20 protein-coding genes and 1 pseudogene are annotated in these 16359 nt (G+C 69.3%); 8 read left to right on the top strand and 13 right to left on the bottom strand.

Translation table 11 applies throughout. The features are described 5' to 3' along the window. Nucleotides 1-17: 17 nt before the first annotated feature. Nucleotides 18-599 (bottom strand): TetR/AcrR family transcriptional regulator, encoded by a 582-nt coding sequence (locus tag I6J71_RS39735; RefSeq protein WP_204091562.1) that lies wholly within the window; start codon nucleotides 597-599, stop codon nucleotides 18-20. 46 nt (nucleotides 600-645) lie between these two features. On the opposite strand from I6J71_RS39735, the gene I6J71_RS39730 reads away from it, so the two are divergent. After that, entirely contained in the window at nucleotides 646-1416 is a 771-nt protein-coding gene (locus I6J71_RS39730; RefSeq protein ID WP_204091561.1) for a bifunctional 2-polyprenyl-6-hydroxyphenol methylase/3-demethylubiquinol 3-O-methyltransferase UbiG, read from the top strand. Nucleotide 1417: 1 nt separating this feature from the next. Here I6J71_RS39730 and I6J71_RS39725 read toward each other — a convergent pair whose 3' ends face one another. From I6J71_RS39725 to I6J71_RS39710, 4 genes are read right to left on the bottom strand one after another with little or no spacing between them, the layout of a single operon-like run. Next, the gene (locus I6J71_RS39725) at nucleotides 1418-1612 is read right to left on the bottom strand and encodes a ferredoxin (protein ID WP_204091560.1); all 195 of its coding nucleotides are present in this window, start codon (nucleotides 1610-1612) and stop codon (nucleotides 1418-1420) included. Nucleotides 1613-1659: 47 nt separating this feature from the next. Beyond that, nucleotides 1660-2865 (bottom strand): cytochrome P450, encoded by a 1206-nt coding sequence (locus tag I6J71_RS39720; RefSeq protein ID WP_204091559.1) that lies wholly within the window; start codon nucleotides 2863-2865, stop codon nucleotides 1660-1662. A 10-nt stretch (nucleotides 2866-2875) separates the two neighbouring features. Beyond that, on the bottom strand, nucleotides 2876-4072 hold the full coding sequence (locus I6J71_RS39715; protein WP_204091558.1) for a cytochrome P450: 1197 nt from the start codon (nucleotides 4070-4072) through the stop codon (nucleotides 2876-2878). Nucleotides 4073-4082: 10 nt separating this feature from the next. Then, nucleotides 4083-5294: a cytochrome P450 gene (locus tag I6J71_RS39710; RefSeq protein ID WP_204091557.1), complete on the bottom strand. Its 1212-nt coding sequence runs from the start codon at nucleotides 5292-5294 to the stop codon at nucleotides 4083-4085. Nucleotides 5295-5508: 214 nt separating this feature from the next. Here I6J71_RS39710 and I6J71_RS39705 point away from each other — a divergent pair, with 214 nt between their 5' ends. The 4 genes and pseudogenes from I6J71_RS39705 to I6J71_RS51450 all read left to right on the top strand — a co-directional run. Beyond that, the gene (locus I6J71_RS39705; RefSeq protein WP_204091556.1) at nucleotides 5509-6141 is read left to right on the top strand and encodes a TetR/AcrR family transcriptional regulator; all 633 of its coding nucleotides are present in this window, start codon (nucleotides 5509-5511) and stop codon (nucleotides 6139-6141) included. A 367-nt stretch (nucleotides 6142-6508) separates the two neighbouring features. After that, on the top strand, nucleotides 6509-7060 hold the full coding sequence (locus I6J71_RS39700) for a DUF4232 domain-containing protein (RefSeq protein ID WP_204091555.1): 552 nt from the start codon (nucleotides 6509-6511) through the stop codon (nucleotides 7058-7060). A 217-nt stretch (nucleotides 7061-7277) separates the two neighbouring features. Beyond that, on the top strand, nucleotides 7278-7472 hold the full coding sequence (locus tag I6J71_RS39695) for a hypothetical protein (RefSeq protein WP_204091554.1): 195 nt from the start codon (nucleotides 7278-7280) through the stop codon (nucleotides 7470-7472). Nucleotides 7473-7490: 18 nt separating this feature from the next. Then, a pseudogene (locus I6J71_RS51450) lies at nucleotides 7491-7784 on the top strand (protease pro-enzyme activation domain-containing protein); the annotation flags it as partial. A 317-nt stretch (nucleotides 7785-8101) separates the two neighbouring features. Here the strand turns inward: I6J71_RS51450 and I6J71_RS39685 are convergent. The 5 genes from I6J71_RS39685 to I6J71_RS39665 all read right to left on the bottom strand — a co-directional run bounded on the left by I6J71_RS39685 (nucleotide 8102) and on the right by I6J71_RS39665 (nucleotide 12743). Continuing rightward, a complete protein-coding gene (locus I6J71_RS39685; protein WP_204091553.1) occupies nucleotides 8102-8983 on the bottom strand; it encodes an aldehyde dehydrogenase family protein in 882 nt (293 codons plus the stop codon). Beyond that, nucleotides 8976-10409 (bottom strand): aldehyde dehydrogenase family protein, encoded by a 1434-nt coding sequence (locus I6J71_RS39680; RefSeq protein WP_204091552.1) that lies wholly within the window; start codon nucleotides 10407-10409, stop codon nucleotides 8976-8978. Before I6J71_RS39680 ends, I6J71_RS39685 begins: the two co-directional genes overlap by 8 nt. A 2-nt stretch (nucleotides 10410-10411) precedes the next feature. Beyond that, nucleotides 10412-11386 (bottom strand): deoxyribose-phosphate aldolase, encoded by a 975-nt coding sequence (deoC, locus tag I6J71_RS39675; RefSeq protein ID WP_204091551.1) that lies wholly within the window; start codon nucleotides 11384-11386, stop codon nucleotides 10412-10414. Nucleotides 11387-11788: 402 nt separating this feature from the next. Continuing rightward, the gene (locus tag I6J71_RS49410; RefSeq protein WP_239154176.1) at nucleotides 11789-12037 is read right to left on the bottom strand and encodes a hypothetical protein; all 249 of its coding nucleotides are present in this window, start codon (nucleotides 12035-12037) and stop codon (nucleotides 11789-11791) included. Between the two features lie 85 nt (nucleotides 12038-12122). Beyond that, nucleotides 12123-12743 (bottom strand): DUF1707 domain-containing protein, encoded by a 621-nt coding sequence (locus I6J71_RS39665; protein WP_204097467.1) that lies wholly within the window; start codon nucleotides 12741-12743, stop codon nucleotides 12123-12125. Nucleotides 12744-12846: 103 nt separating this feature from the next. Between I6J71_RS39665 and I6J71_RS39660 the strand changes: the two genes are divergently transcribed. Beyond that, the gene (locus tag I6J71_RS39660; RefSeq protein WP_204091550.1) at nucleotides 12847-13293 is read left to right on the top strand and encodes a protein tyrosine phosphatase; all 447 of its coding nucleotides are present in this window, start codon (nucleotides 12847-12849) and stop codon (nucleotides 13291-13293) included. 222 nt (nucleotides 13294-13515) lie between these two features. On the opposite strand, the gene I6J71_RS39655 is transcribed toward I6J71_RS39660, so the two are convergent. Further along, nucleotides 13516-13779 (bottom strand): DUF397 domain-containing protein, encoded by a 264-nt coding sequence (locus I6J71_RS39655; RefSeq protein WP_204091549.1) that lies wholly within the window; start codon nucleotides 13777-13779, stop codon nucleotides 13516-13518. Further along, nucleotides 13776-14645 carry a helix-turn-helix transcriptional regulator gene (locus I6J71_RS39650; RefSeq protein WP_204091548.1) on the bottom strand — a complete coding sequence of 290 codons (870 nt, stop codon included), beginning with the start codon at nucleotides 14643-14645 and terminating at the stop codon, nucleotides 13776-13778. The genes I6J71_RS39655 and I6J71_RS39650 overlap by 4 nt, the downstream gene beginning before the upstream one ends. Nucleotides 14646-14763: 118 nt before the next feature. Between I6J71_RS39650 and I6J71_RS39645 the strand changes: the two genes are divergently transcribed. Further along, nucleotides 14764-14964: a hypothetical protein gene (locus I6J71_RS39645; RefSeq protein WP_204091547.1), complete on the top strand. Its 201-nt coding sequence runs from the start codon at nucleotides 14764-14766 to the stop codon at nucleotides 14962-14964. 5 nt (nucleotides 14965-14969) lie between these two features. Next, nucleotides 14970-15593: a uracil phosphoribosyltransferase gene (gene upp, locus I6J71_RS39640; protein ID WP_204091546.1), complete on the top strand. Its 624-nt coding sequence runs from the start codon at nucleotides 14970-14972 to the stop codon at nucleotides 15591-15593. A 47-nt stretch (nucleotides 15594-15640) separates the two neighbouring features. Here upp and I6J71_RS39635 read toward each other — a convergent pair whose 3' ends face one another. Next, on the bottom strand, nucleotides 15641-16189 hold the full coding sequence (locus I6J71_RS39635) for a DUF1062 domain-containing protein (protein WP_204091545.1): 549 nt from the start codon (nucleotides 16187-16189) through the stop codon (nucleotides 15641-15643). Nucleotides 16190-16359 lie beyond the last annotated feature (170 nt).

Genomic DNA, 16359 nt, shown 5'->3' with positions numbered 1-16359 from the left:
CTCTCCGGCGGCCACCCTCACTCGAGCACGGGTGACAGCACCGACGCGACCATGGGCCGCAGCGCTGCTTCGTCGCCGGATCGGTCCGCGAAGAGCAGGTGACCCGCGCCGACCAGCGTGGGGGCGAGGGTGTCGACGTCGGCGTCCGCGGACAACCGGCCGAGGTCGCGTTCCGCGGTCAGGTAGCGGGCCAGCATCCGCGCGGCGTCCGTCGCCAGCGGCACCCCGGGGCCGGGCCGGGCTGCGCGCAAGCGGGCGCGCAGCCCGTCGCGGAAGGTGATGAGCGCGACGACGGAGACGGCCACGGACGAGAAGACCTCCGTGAGCACGTCGGCCACGGTGTCGACCACCGACCCGGTACCGGCCTGCGCGACGAGGGTCTCCGAGCGTGCCTGGACCTGGGCGATGCGGTCGAGCACGAGCTCGGCGAGGAATCCGTCGAAGTCGGTGAAGTGCTTGTGCAGCACGCCTTTCGCGCAGCCGGCCTCGTCGGTCACGGCACGGCTCGTGAGGGCGCTCGGGCCGCCGCGCAGCAGCACGCGCTCGGCGGCGTCGAACAGCTGAGTGCGCACGTCGCGCAGGTGGACCCCGGTCGGCAAGTAAAACTCCTGGCGTGAGTGGGCGCACGCCCACTAGAGTGGGCACATGCCCACTTTACCGGATCCGCGTCAGTTGAAGCAGACCGCCCAGTCGTTCGGCGTCGACGTGCAGCGTTACGACCGCGCGCGACCCGGGTATCCGGCGGAGTTGATCGACCGCCTCGCGGACGCCGGGCGGGAAATCGTCGACGTCGGCTGCGGCACGGGCATCGCCGCCCGTCAGCTGCGGGAACGGGGCTGCGCGGTGCTCGGTGTCGAACCCGACGAGCGCATGGCCGAGTTCGCGCGAATCCAGGGCATCGACGTCGAGGTAGCCACGTTCGAACAGTGGGACGCGAAGGGCCGCACGTTCGACGCCGTCGTCGCCGGTCAGGCGTGGCACTGGGTCGATCCGGCTCAAGGCGCCCGGAAAGCGGCGGAAGTGCTCAAGCCCGGGGGCTTGCTGGGGCTCTTCTGGCACCTGTTCGTGCCGCCCGAGGACATCGCGGCGGTGTTCGGCGAAGCGTTCCGCAGGGCCGTGCCGGACTCGCCGATCAAGGCAGACCGCGCGCCCACTCGCGACGCCTACCGGCCGGTGGTCGAAAACTCGCTGGCCGGAAGCGATTTCGATGGGCTCGAAGAGCATTTCTACGAGTGGCAGCACCACTACACCCGCGACGAGTACCTCGACCTGCTCCCCACCCAGGGCGGCCTCACCCGCGTCTCGGACGAACAGCGAGCCGCGGTCCTGACCGCCGTGGGCGCCGCGATCGACGCCCGCGGCGGTCAGTTCACCTGCGACTACACGACGGTGCTGTTCACCGCCGGGAAGCGGTGACTCACTCCTGCAGCGAAAGCGCCTGGCTGGGGCAGACGTTCACGGCCTCGCGCGCCTTGTCCACCAGTTCACCTTCGGGCGTCTCGTTCAGGACGATGACCGTGCCGTCGTCCTCGCTCTGGTCGAACAGGGCGGGTTCGGTGAGCACGCACTGGCCGGCGCCGACGCACTTGCCGGTGTCCGCGATGATCTTCATGGTTTCCTCTTCCTGGCTCGTGGTGGGAGCGTCTGTTGTCTACCAGCTCACCAGCTCACCGGCAGCCGGTACAGGCCGTAGATCGACGCGTCTTCCTTGAAGGGCAGGTCGTCGACGTCCACGGCGAGCTTGAGCGTGGGGATGCGGCGGAACAGCGTGTCGAACACGATCTGCAGTTCGGTGCGCGCGAGGTTCTGGCCCAAGCACTGGTGCGGCCCGAACCCGAACGCCACGTGGTGGCGCGCCCTGCGCGTGAGGTCCAGCTTCTCCGGTTCGTCGAACACCGCGGGGTCCCAGTTGGCGGTGTAACCGAGCGCGAGCACGCCGTCTCCTGCCCGGATGGTGACGCCGCCGATCTCGACGTCCGCCACCGCGACGCGCGCGGTGGCCGTGTCGACGATCGTGAAGTAGCGCAGCAGTTCCTCGACGGCGTCGAGCGTCTTGCCGGGGTCGGCCTTGATCGCTGCGAGCTGGTCGGGGTTCTCCAGCAGGCCGACCGTGCCCAGCGAGATCATGTTCGCCGTGGTCTCGTGGCCGGCGACGAGCAGCAGGAACGCCAGCCCCACCACGGCGCGGTGGTCATACGTCCCCTCTTCGCGCAGCTTCACGATCTGGCGGCCGAGCAGGTCGTCACCCGGTTCGGCTTCCTTGGCCGTGACGAGCCGGTCGAGGTAACCGCGCACGCGCTCGAACGCCGCCTGCCGGTCCTCGAACCCGACCGTGCGCTTGAGCAGCTTCGCCGTGTTCTCCTGGAAGAAGCCGTGGTCCTCGTACGGCACGCCCAGCAGTTCGCAGATCACGAGCGAGGGCACCGGCAGCGACAGCATCTCGACGAGGTCGACCGGCTGTTCGGCGGCCAGGATGTCGTCGATCAGCCCGTCGACGATCTCCTGGATCCGCGGCCGCATCGCCGTGACGCGCTTGACGGTGAACTCGCCCAGCACGGCCTTGCGCGCCGGACCGTGTTCGGGCGCGTCCATCGTGATCATCGTGCGCTCGGCGTCGGACCGCCGGAACACGTTGCCGCCCTTGACGAGCACGGGGAAGTTCTCGTTGAAGCGGTCAGAGGAGAAGCGGCGGTCGTTGAGCACCGTCCGCACGTCCTCGTGCCGCGAAACGACCCAGGCCTGTTTGCCGTCGGGGATCCGCACGCGCGTGATCGGCTGTTCCTCGCGGATCTGCGTGTACTCCTCGGGCGGTGCGAACGGGCACTTGCGCGCCACCGGCAGCTCGAGCTCGCCGGCTGTGGTCATCGCTCCTCCTTCACCAGGTGACGGGCAGCTCGTAGAGGCCGTAGATGAGGGCGTCGTCCTTGAACGGTAGGTCCTCGACTTCCTTGGCGAGCTTCAGCGTCGGGATGCGGCGGAACAGGGTGTCGAACACGATCTGCAGTTCGGTGCGCGCGAGGTTCTGGCCCAAGCACTGGTGCGGCCCGAACCCGAACGCGACGTGGTGGCGCGCGCCGCGCTCGATGTCGAACGCCGCCGAGTCAGCGAACACGTCCGGATCCCAGTTCGCCGCGTACGCCATGAGCACCACGCCTTCGCCGGCCTTGATCGTGACGCCGCCGACTTCGACGTCCTCCTTCGCCAGGCGCGCGGTGTTGTCCACGATCGAGAAGTAGCGCAGCAGTTCCTCGACGGCGGGCAGCGTCTTGGCCGGGTCGGCCTTGATCAGCGCCAGCTGGTCGGGGTTGTGCAGGAACGCGACGGTGCCGAGCGAGATCATGTTCGCCGTGGTCTCGTGCCCCGCCGCGAGCAGCAGGAACGCGAGGCTCACCAGCTTCGCCCGATCGTACGTGCCTTCCTCGCGCCGCTTGACGATCTGCCGTCCGAGGAGGTCGTCGCCGGGATCGGTTTCCTTCGTGGCGATCAGGTCTGCGAGGTAGGACTGCACGCGCTCGAACGCGGCCCGCCGTGCTTCGGCGGTGGTGGCGCGCTTGATCAGCTGCTTGGTGTTCTCCTGGAAGAACTCGTGGTCCTCGTAGGGCACGCCGAGCAGTTCGCAGATCACGAGCGACGGCACCGGCAGCGACAGCGTCTCGACGAGGTCGACCGGCTGGTCGGAAGCGAGGATGTCGTCGATCAGCCCGTCGACGATCTCCTGGATCCGCGGCTTCAGCTCGCCGACGCGCTTGACGGTGAACTCCCCGAGCACCGCCTTGCGCTCCGGACCGTGCTGCGGCGCGTCCATCGCCAGCATCGTGCGCTCGGCCTCGGTGCGGCGGGTGACGTTCCCCCCGGGCACGAGCGTCGGGAAGTCCGGGTTGAACCGGTCGGCGGAGAAGCGCGGGTCGTTGAGCACGGCCCGCACATCCTCGTGCCGCGAGACCACCCAGGCTTGTTTGCCGTCCGGGATCTTCACCCGGTGGATCGGCGCCTCTTCGCGCGTGGCCGTGTACTCCTCGGGCGGCGCGAAGGGGCACTTCCGGGCGACCGGGAGCTCCTCCATCGTGGTCATCGCTCCTCCTTCACCAGGTGACGGGCAGACAGTGGAGACCGAAGATCGCGGAGTCGTGCTTGAACGGCAGCTGCTCGACCGGGACGGCCAGCTTGAGCGTGGGGATGCGGCGGAACAGCGTGTCGAACACGATCTGCAGCTCCATGCGCGCGAGGTTCTGGCCGAGGCACTGGTGGGCGCCGAAGCCGAACGCCACGTGCTTGCGGCCGCCACGCGTGATGTCGAGCTTTGCGGGCTCGGGGAAGGCTTCCGCGTCGAAGTTCGCGGCGTAGCTGAGGCCGAGCACGCCCTGGCCGGCGCGGACCGTGACGCCCGCGATCTCCACGTCCTCGGTCGCGACGCGGGTGGTCGCGAACTCGGCGATGGTGAAGTAGCGCAGCAGTTCCTCGACGGCGTCAAGGGTCTTGCCGGGGTCGGCCTTGATCGCGGCGAGCTGGTCCGGGTTCTCCAGCAGCGCGACCGTGCCCAGCGAGATCATGTTCGCCGTGGTCTCGTGGCCGGCGATGAGCAGCAGGAACGCGAGCGACACGAGGTCCTTGTGGTCGTACTCGCCCTCTTCGCGCCTCTTGGTGATCTGGCGGCCGAGCAGGTCGTCGGTCGGGTTCGCTTCCTTGGCCGTGACCAGCTCGTCGAGGTAGTCCTCGAGCGCGAGCACGGATTCGAGCCGCTCGTCGGAGCTGATTTCGCGGCTGAGGATGCGTGAGCTGTGCTTCTGGAAGAACTCGTGGTCGGCGTAGGGCACGCCGAGCTGCTCGCAGATCACGAGCGAGGGGACCGGCAGCGACAGGGCCGAGACGAGGTCCGCGGGCTGGTCCCCGGCCAGCATCGCGTCCACGTGCTCGTCGACGATCTCCTGGATGCGCGGCTGTAGCGCCTTCATCCGCTTCACGGTGAACTCGCCGACGACCTCGCGCCGCGCGGGCCCGTGCTCCGGCGCGTCCATGTTGATCAGCGACGGGTTGAGCTTGCGCTCGCGCCGCGGCGCGCCGTCGCGGAACAGGATCGGGAAGCCGGGGTTGAAGCGGTTGGAGCTGAACCGGGGGTCGTTCAGCATCGCGCGCACGTCTTCGTGCTTCGTGAACACCCAGGCGTGCTGGCCGGAGTCGAGCTGGACGAACTTCGCCCGTTCGTCCTCGAAGCGTTCGTACTCCGGTGGTGGAGCGAACGGGCAGGTGCGGGTCATCGGGAAGCTGGCGAGCTCGGGTTCGGCAACTTCGGTCATGGTGGAGCCCCCTTGGTGGATTTGCGCCGTTGATCCGGCTGATCCGGTACTGTATGTATGTGGAGGATTACATTCCGGTTCAATACCCACGGTACCGAAGCGGAGGATCTCCGTCCAATAGCAAAGGGTGACCGCTCGTGTGTTCAGCCCGCCGGACGTTGACCATGCGAGAATTTGCGCTCGTAACGAGTTCCCGGCGAGCGGAAGGTGGGCCATGAGCGCAGACCCCCAGGTCCCGCTGCGGGCCGATGCGCGGCGCAACCGCGACCAGATCATCGCCGCGGCGCGGACCATCTTCGCCGAGTACGGCCCGGAGGTGCCGATGGAGGAGATCGCTCGCGCGGCCGGCGTCGGCGTGGGCACCCTCTACCGCCGCTTCCCCGACCGCGAAGCCCTGATCAGGGCCGTCGCCGTCGACAACTTCTCCCGTGTCCTCGACGACGCCCGTCAGGCCGCCGCGGAGGAGCCCACTGCGTGGCAGGCGCTGGTCCGGCTGATCTACCAGTCGGTGGAACTGCACCTGTCGGTGCAGCTGGCGATGGTGTCGAAGAAGGCGCTGGAGATCCTCAAGGAGGATCCCGCCATCGCCGCTCTGCGCGAATCGCTGCTGTCCGAGCTGGAAGTCCTCGTGCGCGGCGCTCAGCGCGAGGGCACGCTGCGCCCGGACGTCGCGGAAGGCGACGTGGCGATGCTGTTCGCCCTGCTGCTGCGTCAGCTGGAGTCCTCGTCGCCGGAGATCGCGCAGATGTCCACGGCTCGCAGCATCACGATCATGATCGACGGGTTGCGGGCCCGGCCGGGGACGCCGTTGCCGGGCCGGCCGTTGAGCAGGCACGACATCCACTGATCGGCACTGATCAGCGTTGATCAGGCGCCGGCGGCCGGTGATTCGGCCAGCGGCAACCTGCGTGTCGCCGGTGCCGGGCTCCGGGGCTTCGAACCCGCGACCTCCGGGTGTGGGCGGGCTGCGACACGTGGCGCGGGTTTTCTGTGAGCCCTCGGTAACCTGCGCGCGGCCGCGCGCGCCTTCAACTCTTTCCGACGTCTCGGGCCGGCCGGGGTTGCGTGGTTGCGGGCGATCCCACACCGGGGCATCCCGAGCCGACGGTGGGCGTCTTCCCGGGTGAGAGCGATCGAGGTGAATGAATCACCGGAGGGGATCGCTCCGACCGGGCGGAGAGGCTGCCCGGCCACCACAGGGAGGAGTGTCCGACATGACCACTCGCAAGATCTTCAGCCGGGCGATCGCCGCTGTCGCCGTTGCCGGTGTCGCGGCCGGGGTGACGGCTCTGGCGGCCGGCACGGCGAGCGCGGACCCGGCGTCGAGCGTGCAGCCGTGCACCTCGAACCAGTTCACCACGAAACTGGTCTACGGCGGTGCGGGCGCGGGCAACCGCTACGGCGCCATCCAGCTCACCGCCAACCCCGGCGAGCGCTGCTCGCTCACGCCGCAGCTGCCGGTGACCCTCACGGGCGCCCACAACGTGCTCGTCGACTACCAGATCCCGGCCGACGCGCCGTCCGTCGCGATCGTCGACGGCTCCTCGGCATACGTGCCGCTGCACTGGACCGGCATCGAGCCGTCCGACAACCAGCAGACGCCCAACGGCATCAGCGTCGCGGCCCCGTCGGACTCGAACCAGCGCGGTGACTACATCGACCCGTCCGTGTTCATGGACTGGACGCTGGGCGCCGTCGACGCCGATTCGGTCAGCCACACGATCGACGTCGGCCCCGTGACCCAGGGCCTCGCGCCGACCGCGTGACGGCTTCGGCCTGACGAGACAGGGGCGGGCGGCGCACCAGGGGGTGCTGCCCGCCCTTCTCGTGTGCGTCCTCGGAGGAGGTTCTATGGGCGCAACAGCCTCGGCGTCGGTGCTTCGCCCCGGTTCGACTGTCCACTGTGCACAGGCGGGCCGGGTCGACCGAGTGCACCGGGGGCATTTTCTGAACGGTTCGCTCCCGTGGCGCCAACAACCGGATGTGAAGACACAAACGAGGTTCCGCCGAGGTGGTGTCCTGGCCGGTTCGGCCGCGCTGGTGTTGAGTATCGCCACCGCCTTGCCGGCCGCCGCGGACACTCCGTCGCGCGTGCAACTGCCCAGTCCGAACCAGGGCACCATCACCGGCACTCCGCAGCCCCTCGACCCGGCCCGAGAGCTGGACCTGCGGGTGTAGCTGGCCGCTCGGCCCGGATTGGCGGCGGCCGCGCAGGCGGTCTCCGATCCGGCGAATCCCGAGTACGCGCACTTCCTCACGCCCGCCCGGGCTGCCCAGCAGTACGGTGCCACCGCGGCACAGGTCGCCGCCGTCACGACGTGGCTCAGAGGTCAGGGCATGACGATCACCGCGCGCACCCCGCACTACCTCGCTGTCAGTGCGACCGTGGCGCAAGCCGACGCCGCGTTCGACACGCAGGTCAGCGAATTCGACACGACGACCACAGACCCCAAAACCGGAACGTCCACGATCCGCCTGCCGGGCGTCGTGGGCGGGTTCCCGGTGCCGGCGCCGCTGGCCCCCGACGTCGTCAGCGTGACCGGGATCGACCAGATCGACCTCGGCCCCGGCACGACCGAAGCAGAGCAGGGCGACGCCGCTGCGACGACACCGCCGAGGCGAGCGCAGGCCGGCACGGCAGCCGCGGCCATCGATTTCCAGTGCTCGCAGTACTGGGGTGAGCACACGCACTCGATCCCGGCGGCGTTCGGGCACACCACGGCACCCACCGCGCTGTGCGGGTACACCCCGGACCGTGGGGACCGGGGGCGGGTGGCACCAGCGGGTGCCGCCCGCCCCTTTGCTCGTCAGACGCCCAGCGGGTGCCAGACCGTCTTCGCCTCCAAGTACCGCCGCAGCCGCGAAAGATCCGGCGTCACCGTCCAATCAGGCTCCCTGTCCGGCACGGTGAGCACGCGCTTCACGGTGCCCGCCGCCTCGCGTGCCAGCGTGACGCGGTCTTCCGGCGTCGCGCCCGTCGGGTCGAGGGCATTGACGTCGGCGTGGGAGGCGAGCCACGGGCCCAGCTCGGCCGCGCGGCCGGTCAGCACGTTCGCGACCCCGCCGGGCAGGTCGGACGTCGCGAGTACTTCCGACAACGTGATCGCCGGCAGCGGCCGGTTCGCGCTCGACACCACCACGGCCGTCGACCCGCTCGCCAGCACCGGCGCCAGCACGCTCACCAGGCCGAGCAGCGACGACTCCTGCGGCGCGAGCACACCCACGACTCCGGTCGGCTCGGGCACGGTGAACGAGAAGTACGGTCCCGCAACGGGATTCGCCGCCCCGAGCACCGACGCGATCTTGTCGGTCCACCCGGCGTACCACACCCAGCGGTCGATCGAAGCGTCCACAAGGGACTCCGCCTGGCTCGGCGCGAGCCCCTCCGACGCGGCGACCTCGCTCACGAACTGCTCGCGCCGGCCCTCCAGCATTTCGGCGACCCGGTAGAGCACCTGCCCGCGGTTGTACGCCGTGGCGCCCGACCAGCCGGCGAACGCCTTGCGCGCGGCCACCACGGCGTCACGCACGTCCTTGCGCGACGCGTGCGCCGCGTTGGCCAGGAACTTCCCCTGCGGATCGGTGACCGGGTACACCCGGCCCGACTCCGACCGCGGGAAGGCGCCGCCGATGTAGAGCTTGTACGTCTTGGCGACGGAGATCCGACCGGCCTGTGTTGACTCAGACATCGAGGTATGCCTCCAAGCCGGTGCGCCCGCCTTCGCGGCCGAACCCGGACTCCTGGTAGCCGCCGAATGGCGCGGCGGGGTCGAAGCGGTTGAACGTGTTGGCCCAGACGACGCCGGCGCGGAGCTTGTTCGCCATCCACAGGATGCGCGACCCCTTCTCCGTCCAGATGCCGGCCGACAGCCCGTACGGCGTGTTGTTGGCCTTCGCCACGGCTTCGTCGGGCGTGCGGAACGTGAGCACCGACAGCACCGGGCCGAAGATCTCCTCGCGCGCGATCCGCATCGACTGGTGCACGTCGGAGAACACCGTGGGAGCGAAGAAGAACCCGCGGTCGGGCACGGGGCACGGGCTCGTCCAGCGCTGCGCGCCCTCCGCGTCGCCCGATTCCACGAGCCCGCGGATCTTCGCGAGCTGCTCGGCGGAGTTGATGGCGCCGATGTCGGTGTTCTTGTCGAGCGGGTCGCCCAGGCGCAGGGTCGAGACGCGGTAGCGCAGCTTCTCCAGCACCTCTTCGGCGACGGATTCCTGCACCAGCAACCGGGAGCCCGCGCAGCACACGTGGCCCTGGTTGAAGAAGATCCCGTTGACGATCCCCTCCACGGCCTGGTCGAGCGGCGCGTCGTCGAACACGACGTTCGCCGCCTTGCCGCCCAGCTCCAGTGTGAGCTTCTTGCGCGTGCCCGCCACCGTGCGCTGGATCAGCTTGCCGACCTCGGTCGAACCGGTGAACGCGATCTTGTCGACGTCACCGTGCTCCACCACGGCCGCGCCGACGTCTCCCGCACCCGGCAGGATGTTCACGACGCCCGGCGGCAGCTCGGCCTGCTGGCAGATCTCGGCGAACACCAGTGCGGTGAGCGGGGTGGTCTCCGCGGGCTTGAGCACGACCGTGTTGCCGGTGGCCAGTGCCGGCGCGATCTTCCACGCGAGCATCAGCAGCGGGAAGTTCCACGGGATCACCTGGCCCGCGACACCCAGCGGCTTCGGGTCCGGCCCGTAACCGGCGTACTCGAGCTTGTCGGCCCAGCCCGCGTGGTAGAAGAAGTGCGCGGCGGCCGTCGGGATGTCGGAGTCGCGCGATTCCTTGATCGGCTTGCCGTTGTCGAGCGACTCCAGCACCGCCAGCTCGCGCGAACGCTCCTGGATCAGCCGCGCGATGCGGAACAGGTACTTCGCCCGTTCGCGGCCGGGCATCTTGGACCACACGGATTCATAGGCGGCCCGCGCCGCCCGCACCGCGGCGTCCACATCGGACACCGATGCGGTGCCGACCTCCGCGAGGATCTCCTCGGTCGCCGGGTTCACCGTCTTCAGCGGCTCACCGGAGCCGTCGACGAACTCGCCGCCGATGAACGGCCGGTAGTGGTCCTTGAGGTTCGCGATGTCGCGCGATTCGGGCGCGGGGGCGTATTCGAAGATGCCCATGGTCAGTCCACCGTCACGTAGTCGGGGCCGCTGTAGTGGCCGTCCACCTGGGTGCGCCGCTGCAGCAGCAGGTCGTTGAGCAGGCTGGACGCGCCGAACCGGAACAGATCCGGGGTCAGCCACTGCTCGCCGGCGACCTCGTGCACGGCGACGAGGTACTTGATCGCGTCCTTCGCCGTGCGGATACCGCCCGCGGGCTTCACGCCGCGCAGCTGGCCGGTCTGGACGTGCCAGTCGCGCACCGCCTGCAGCATCACGTGCGTGACGGGCAGCGTCGCGGCGGGGGAGACCTTGCCGGTGGACGTCTTGATGAAGTCACCGCCGGCCAGCAACGCCAGCCACGACGCGCGGCGGACGTTGTCGTACGTCGCCAGCTCGCCCGTTTCGAGGATGACCTTAAGGTGGGCTTCGCCGCTGGCCTCCTTGATCGCGCGGATCTCGTCGAACACGTCCATGTAGCGGCCTTCGAGGAACGCGCCGCGGTCGATCACCATGTCGACCTCATCGGCGCCGTACTCGACCGCGAGGCGCGTGTCGGCCAGCTTGACGTCGCGGCTCGTGCGCCCGGACGGGAACCCGGTCGCGACGCTCGCCACGTGGACGCCGCTGCCCTTGAGCGCCTCGACCGCCGCCCCGACCAGGTCGGGGTAGACGCAGACCGCCGCCACGCGCGGGCAGTCCTGCCGTTCCGGGTCCGGCCGTTGCGCCTTGGCCGCGAGGCCGCGGACCTTGCCGCGGGTGTCGGCGCCTTCGAGCGTGGTCAGGTCGACCATCGAGATCGCCGTGTCGATCGCCCAGCGCTTGGCGTCCTTCTTGATGCTGCGGGTGCCCAGTGCCGCCGCGCGCTGCTCGACCCCGACTTGGTCGACGCCGGGCAGCCCGTGCAGGAACCGCCGCAGGCTCGCCTCGTCGCGAGTCACGTCCGCCAGCGGCGCCGGGGTGTCCGGTGCCGCTTCCGGGCTGGTGGTAGTTGCCATACCGGTGAGTGTATGTGGGCGACCGGCTGTGCCGGGTCACTCGCGGGAATCTGTGGATTACTCGTCGGGGAGGCGTGGTTGTCCACAGATTCGGATCACGTGGTTGCGGGGCCGTCGGACCGCGCGGCAGAGTAGTCGTGCCAGAGCGGCACCGTGGCCAGGAGCGACCAGTCGTCCGGACGCTCGGGCGGGGGGTTCTGCGGACTCCCGGTCGATGTAGTCGACCAGCTCGGTGCCGTAGGAGATGGCGTCCGTCTCCGGCACGGACCGCACGGGGTGTCCGGACGTACCACGTCCGGCGCGGAGGAACCGGTGCCCGCAGACAGGCACCAGCCTGGGTGCGTCCGCCGGCGCCAGGCGGGCCGCTTGCCCGGCTGTCTCGGGCGGGTCCGGCCGGAGGCCTCAGGCCGGGTGCCGGCATGTGCCGTCCTCGACGTACCAAAGCATGCACTGGACCATCCGGCCGACCTGCTTGCCCAGTTCGTCGGCGTCACGCCATTCAGGCCACGGTTTCTGCCGGGCGGTCGAGGTCCCCGGCTCCGGGACAACAGGCTTGTTCATCGGCAACCCTGCCGCCAGGAACGCCCGATGGTCGCCGGCGAACTCGAAACCGTATTCCTCCGCGGTCTGGGCGAACTCGGCATCTGTCAACCCCGGCGCGATTTTCGCGGCAACCCAGCTCGGCCGGCCGCCGAGCGGCTGCTGTGCCCCCGTCCTCGATGCTCGTCGACGCGGCTCAGGACTCGATCTGCGGGTTGCTGTCCTTCTTCGCCTTCTTGCGGTACACGACCACGCCGCCCCAGAAGGCGAGGCCGTTGATGGTCACGGTGGGGGCGGTGGGAGAGGCGGGCGGGGCCCCGGATTTGTCCTCGAGGACGAAGCCGCCCATGAAGCCGATCCCGGTGACGTCGACGTTGATGTCGTCGGGGACCGTGATCTCGATGCCGCCCATGACGGCGACGGCGGTGATGGTCGACTGCTTGTCGGCGAAGCGGGCGCTGCGCAGGTCGATCTGCGTGCCGCCCCAGAACGCGACGCTGGTGTGCTGCGGCGGGAGGACCCAACTGCCCTTGCGGATGGCACCGGAGAGGACGCCGACGGAGACGTTCGACCCCGGGTGGCCGCCGATGCGGTTGTCGGGCATGCCGAGGGCGCGGCTGGTGGCCGGCTGGAGCGTTGTGGGGGTCGGGTTGCCCACCGGCAGGTCGCGCGTCACGGGCTTCAGCTCACCGACGGTCTTCGCCGCGTACACGGTGGAGAGCCGCTCCTCGAGTTCGGTCATCGTGATGCGACCCTCGGACAGGGCCTGGTGCAGGACCTGCGCGACCTGTTCGCGGTCGGCGTCGGAGGCCCGCATCTCGTCGGGCGGAACGGCTGCGTCGTCACTCACCCGGGGCAGCCTAGCCCGATCGAGTGGCGCCCGGCGTCCATCGAACGACGGATAGGGGCACGATGGCCCGATGGCTTCGGCACTGGTGGGGACCATCGCGCTGCCCGACGGCGCCGTGGTGCGCGGCCGCGGCCTCGACCGCCCAGCCCCGGACGGCCCACTCCCGGCCTACGGTCTGTACCTGGGCTCCGCCCGCCTGCGCACCAAGCACGACGCGACCTTGACGTGGCCCCACGACTGGATCCGCTGGCCCGACTTCCGCCTGCCCCTCGACTGGGCGGATGCCCGCGGCAAGATCCTGGGGCTGCATTCCCGCGCCCTCGCCGGCGACCCGGTGGAAGTGGCCTGCTACGGCGGCGTCGGCCGCACCGGGACGGTCCTCGCCTGCCTCGCCACGTGCGCCGGCTTGCCACCGCGAGAGGCAATCGCCTGGGTACGGCAACACCACTCCCGCCGCGCCGTGGAGATGAGGTGGCAAGAGTGGTGGGTTGCCTGGTTCAGCGGCAAGTTGCCGTAACCCGCGCCGCTTGCCACGGCAAGGCGCCGCTGGGATGGCAAGGCGCCGCTGGGATGGCAAGGCGCCGCTGGGATGGCAAGGCGCCGCTGGGATGGCAAGGCGCCGCTGGGATGGCAAGGCGCCGCTGGGATGGCAAGGCGCCGCTGGGATGGCAAGGCGCCGCTGGGATGGCAAGGCGCCGCTGGGATGGCAAGGCGCCGCTGGGATGGCAAGACAGTTGCCTCAGTGGCGAGTTGCCTGGAGAAAGGCAACCCAACCAGCGGCCGGCACGCTGAGGTGGCCGGCCGCACGGTCCTTGGTGTCCCGGATGCCGACCATGACACTGGCGCTGGCAAGGTCCGGCGCAGCGGCAACTTCCACGCAGTTGGCCTGGTTGCTGCTGTAGGAGCTCTTGCGCCATGCGCCGACCTCGATGCAGTTGGCCTGGTCGCTGCTGTAGGAGCTCTTGCGCCAAGTGGCGGCGAGGTCGGCATCCGGGGCGATCATCTTCGCGGCTCCTCGGGTGGGTGGAGTTCGCCAATGAGTTTGGCAAGTTGCCGAGCGGATTCCTCGCGTGACAATGCGATGGCACGAAGGCTGCTCCAGGCAACCTTAGCACGGGCGACCCCCGATTCCTCCTCGATGAAGCTGCTCGTGCCATAACTCTCGACATAGGCGAGAGTCGGGTTGTCGGCGAAGTCGAGGAGCACGAAAGGACCGGTCAAGCCGATGTGTCCGCCGGCAGCGAACGGGATGATTTGGATGGTGACGTTCGAGCGGTTGGTCATGGTCTGCAGGTTTCGCAACTGAGCGCGCATGACATCGGGATTTCCCACCACTCGCCGCAGGACCATCTCCTCGATTATGAGGTGAACTGTCGGCGCATTGTGGCGGCTCAGCACCAGTTGCCGGCTGAGCTGGGCGGAGATGAGGGTTTCGAGTTCGGATTCGGTGAGTTCGGGTTTCACCGCGTGCAGAAGCGCGCGCGAGTACTCTGGCACCTGAGCCAGCCCAGGGATGAGCAGCGGCTCGAAGTTCTTGATGGCCGTTGCCTCATCCTCGATGCGGATGAGGTCCTTCCAGTTGGGCGGCAGCTTCCCGTGGATCTCATGCCAGTTGCGCTCCTCTCCCTCCCTCACGAGAGCCATGAGTTCTTGCCGCAAACCCGAAGGCGCGCGCAGAAAACCGAGGATCGCCGCGACGTCGTCGGCGTACAGGCCGCGGTCGCCGGTCTCCATGCGGGAGATTTTGCTCTCCGAGAAATCGACGCCGAGCGCCACGTCTCTGCAGGTCAGTTGCCTTTTGACGCGAAGTGCGCGCAGTTCTGCCGAGACCCGGCGCTGACGCACCGAAGTGCCTTTTTGTTTGCTCATGCGCACACTTTGTCCTCTTGCCAGGGTGGCACGAAAGATCGCTCACCTGAAGGTAGGTTGCATGCGCTTCCGGCAAGGCGGGAACGTGGGGCTCGTGTTCTCGCGGAGGAGGAAAACCATGCGCCAGTCGTGGCGGATCAGTGGATCGTACGCCAACTGGAGGATCATCGTGTGCATCGAGCCGCCGGATGATGCAACGGCGGCGGATGTGCCGGAGTGGCCGTTCGACAAGCTCGCGCCCGTGGTGGGGCATTTCTTCGAGGCGGTGAACTACTACGAGATGAGCCGCGACGCGGACGGGGCGCGGCAGCTAAGTTAGGCGGCATGGATGTGCACGTCGTCGACCACCCGCTGGCCAAGGCCCGCCTCTCCACGATGCGTGACGCGCGGACGGACAGCGCGGCGTTCCGGGCCGCGCTGCACGAGCTGACCGTGATGCTCGTGTACGAAGCCACGCGCGACGTGCCGGTGCGCACCGAGCGGATCCACACGCCCGTCGCCCGCACGGAGGCCTACCGGCTGACCAACCCGCCGCTGCTGGTCCCCGTGCTGCGCGCCGGGCTGGGCATGGCCGACGAGGCGCACAAGATGATTCCCGACGCGCAGATGGGGTTCGTCGGCCTGGCGCGCGACGAGGAGACGCTCAAGCCGACGCCGTACCTCGAATCGCTGCCGGAGTCGCTCGCCGACCGGCCCGTGATGGTGCTCGACCCGATGCTCGCCACCGGCGGCTCGATGGAGTACACCATCCGGCTGCTCACCGATCGCGGCGCCACGGACGTCACGGCCATCTGCGCGCTGGCCGCGCCGGAAGGTCTGAAGCACTTGGAGCAGACCGGCCTGCCGGTCCGCGTGGTCACCGCCAGCATCGACGAGCGCCTCAACGATTCCGGCTTCATCGTCCCCGGCCTCGGCGATGCCGGCGACCGCCAGTACGGCGCGGTGTAGGGCCTGTCCGGCCGAACACGCCGGACAGGCCCCAGTCCCGGCAGGGCTCAGCGCTTGAGCGTGAAGGCGAAGTCGCCGGAGCGCTTGCCGCTCAGCCGGACCGCCGAAACGAGCTTCCCGTCCGAGAGCAGCCTCGCGACCTCGGCCCGCGCAAGAACGCACCCTTCGGCGATCAGCCGCACCGGTCTCACCGGGATCCGGGCCGCAAAGCGCACCGCCACGTCGATCACCTCGCGGTCCAGGTGAGCCGAGCCGCCGGTGTCGAGGCGCCAGGCGTCGTCCCAGTCGAGGGCGATGCGATTGCCGTGCTGCAGGACCGGATCCTGGAGCAGTTCGGCGGTCAGGCCGAGGTCGTTGTCATGAAGCCGGTCGAGCAGCTCGGGCCGGATCGAGCGAATGTTCGTCCGCTCCAGGACGGTGAGCTTCGCCGTGTCCCCGCACGCGGTGCAGCGCACGACGAGCCAGGCGCCGAGGAGCTTGTGGTTGGCGTTGACGTGAAAATTGCCGCTCGCCCGGAAGCGCTCGCACGCGCACGCGTGGCAATGGCGGCGAACGAGCGGCAGGCAGGTGGGCATGACCACCCGGGTTGTGAGCATGGATGTACGCCGGTTTCAGTGAGAAGTCCGCAGCAAGGAGGAACGCGGCGCACAGGCGCGACGCGTGACAGATCAGCGCTCGGGAGGTCTCACAGGGTGTACAACGGCACGTCCTCGTCCAGCCGGCTCGGTTCGGCGACACGGTAATCGCGCCCGGCGGCGCCGCTCCA

This window comes from Amycolatopsis sp. FDAARGOS 1241 (assembly GCF_016889705.1).
Taxonomy (GTDB): domain Bacteria; phylum Actinomycetota; class Actinomycetes; order Mycobacteriales; family Pseudonocardiaceae; genus Amycolatopsis.
Note: the sequence above shows the minus strand (reverse complement) of the source record. Positions and strands in the feature narration are given on the sequence as shown.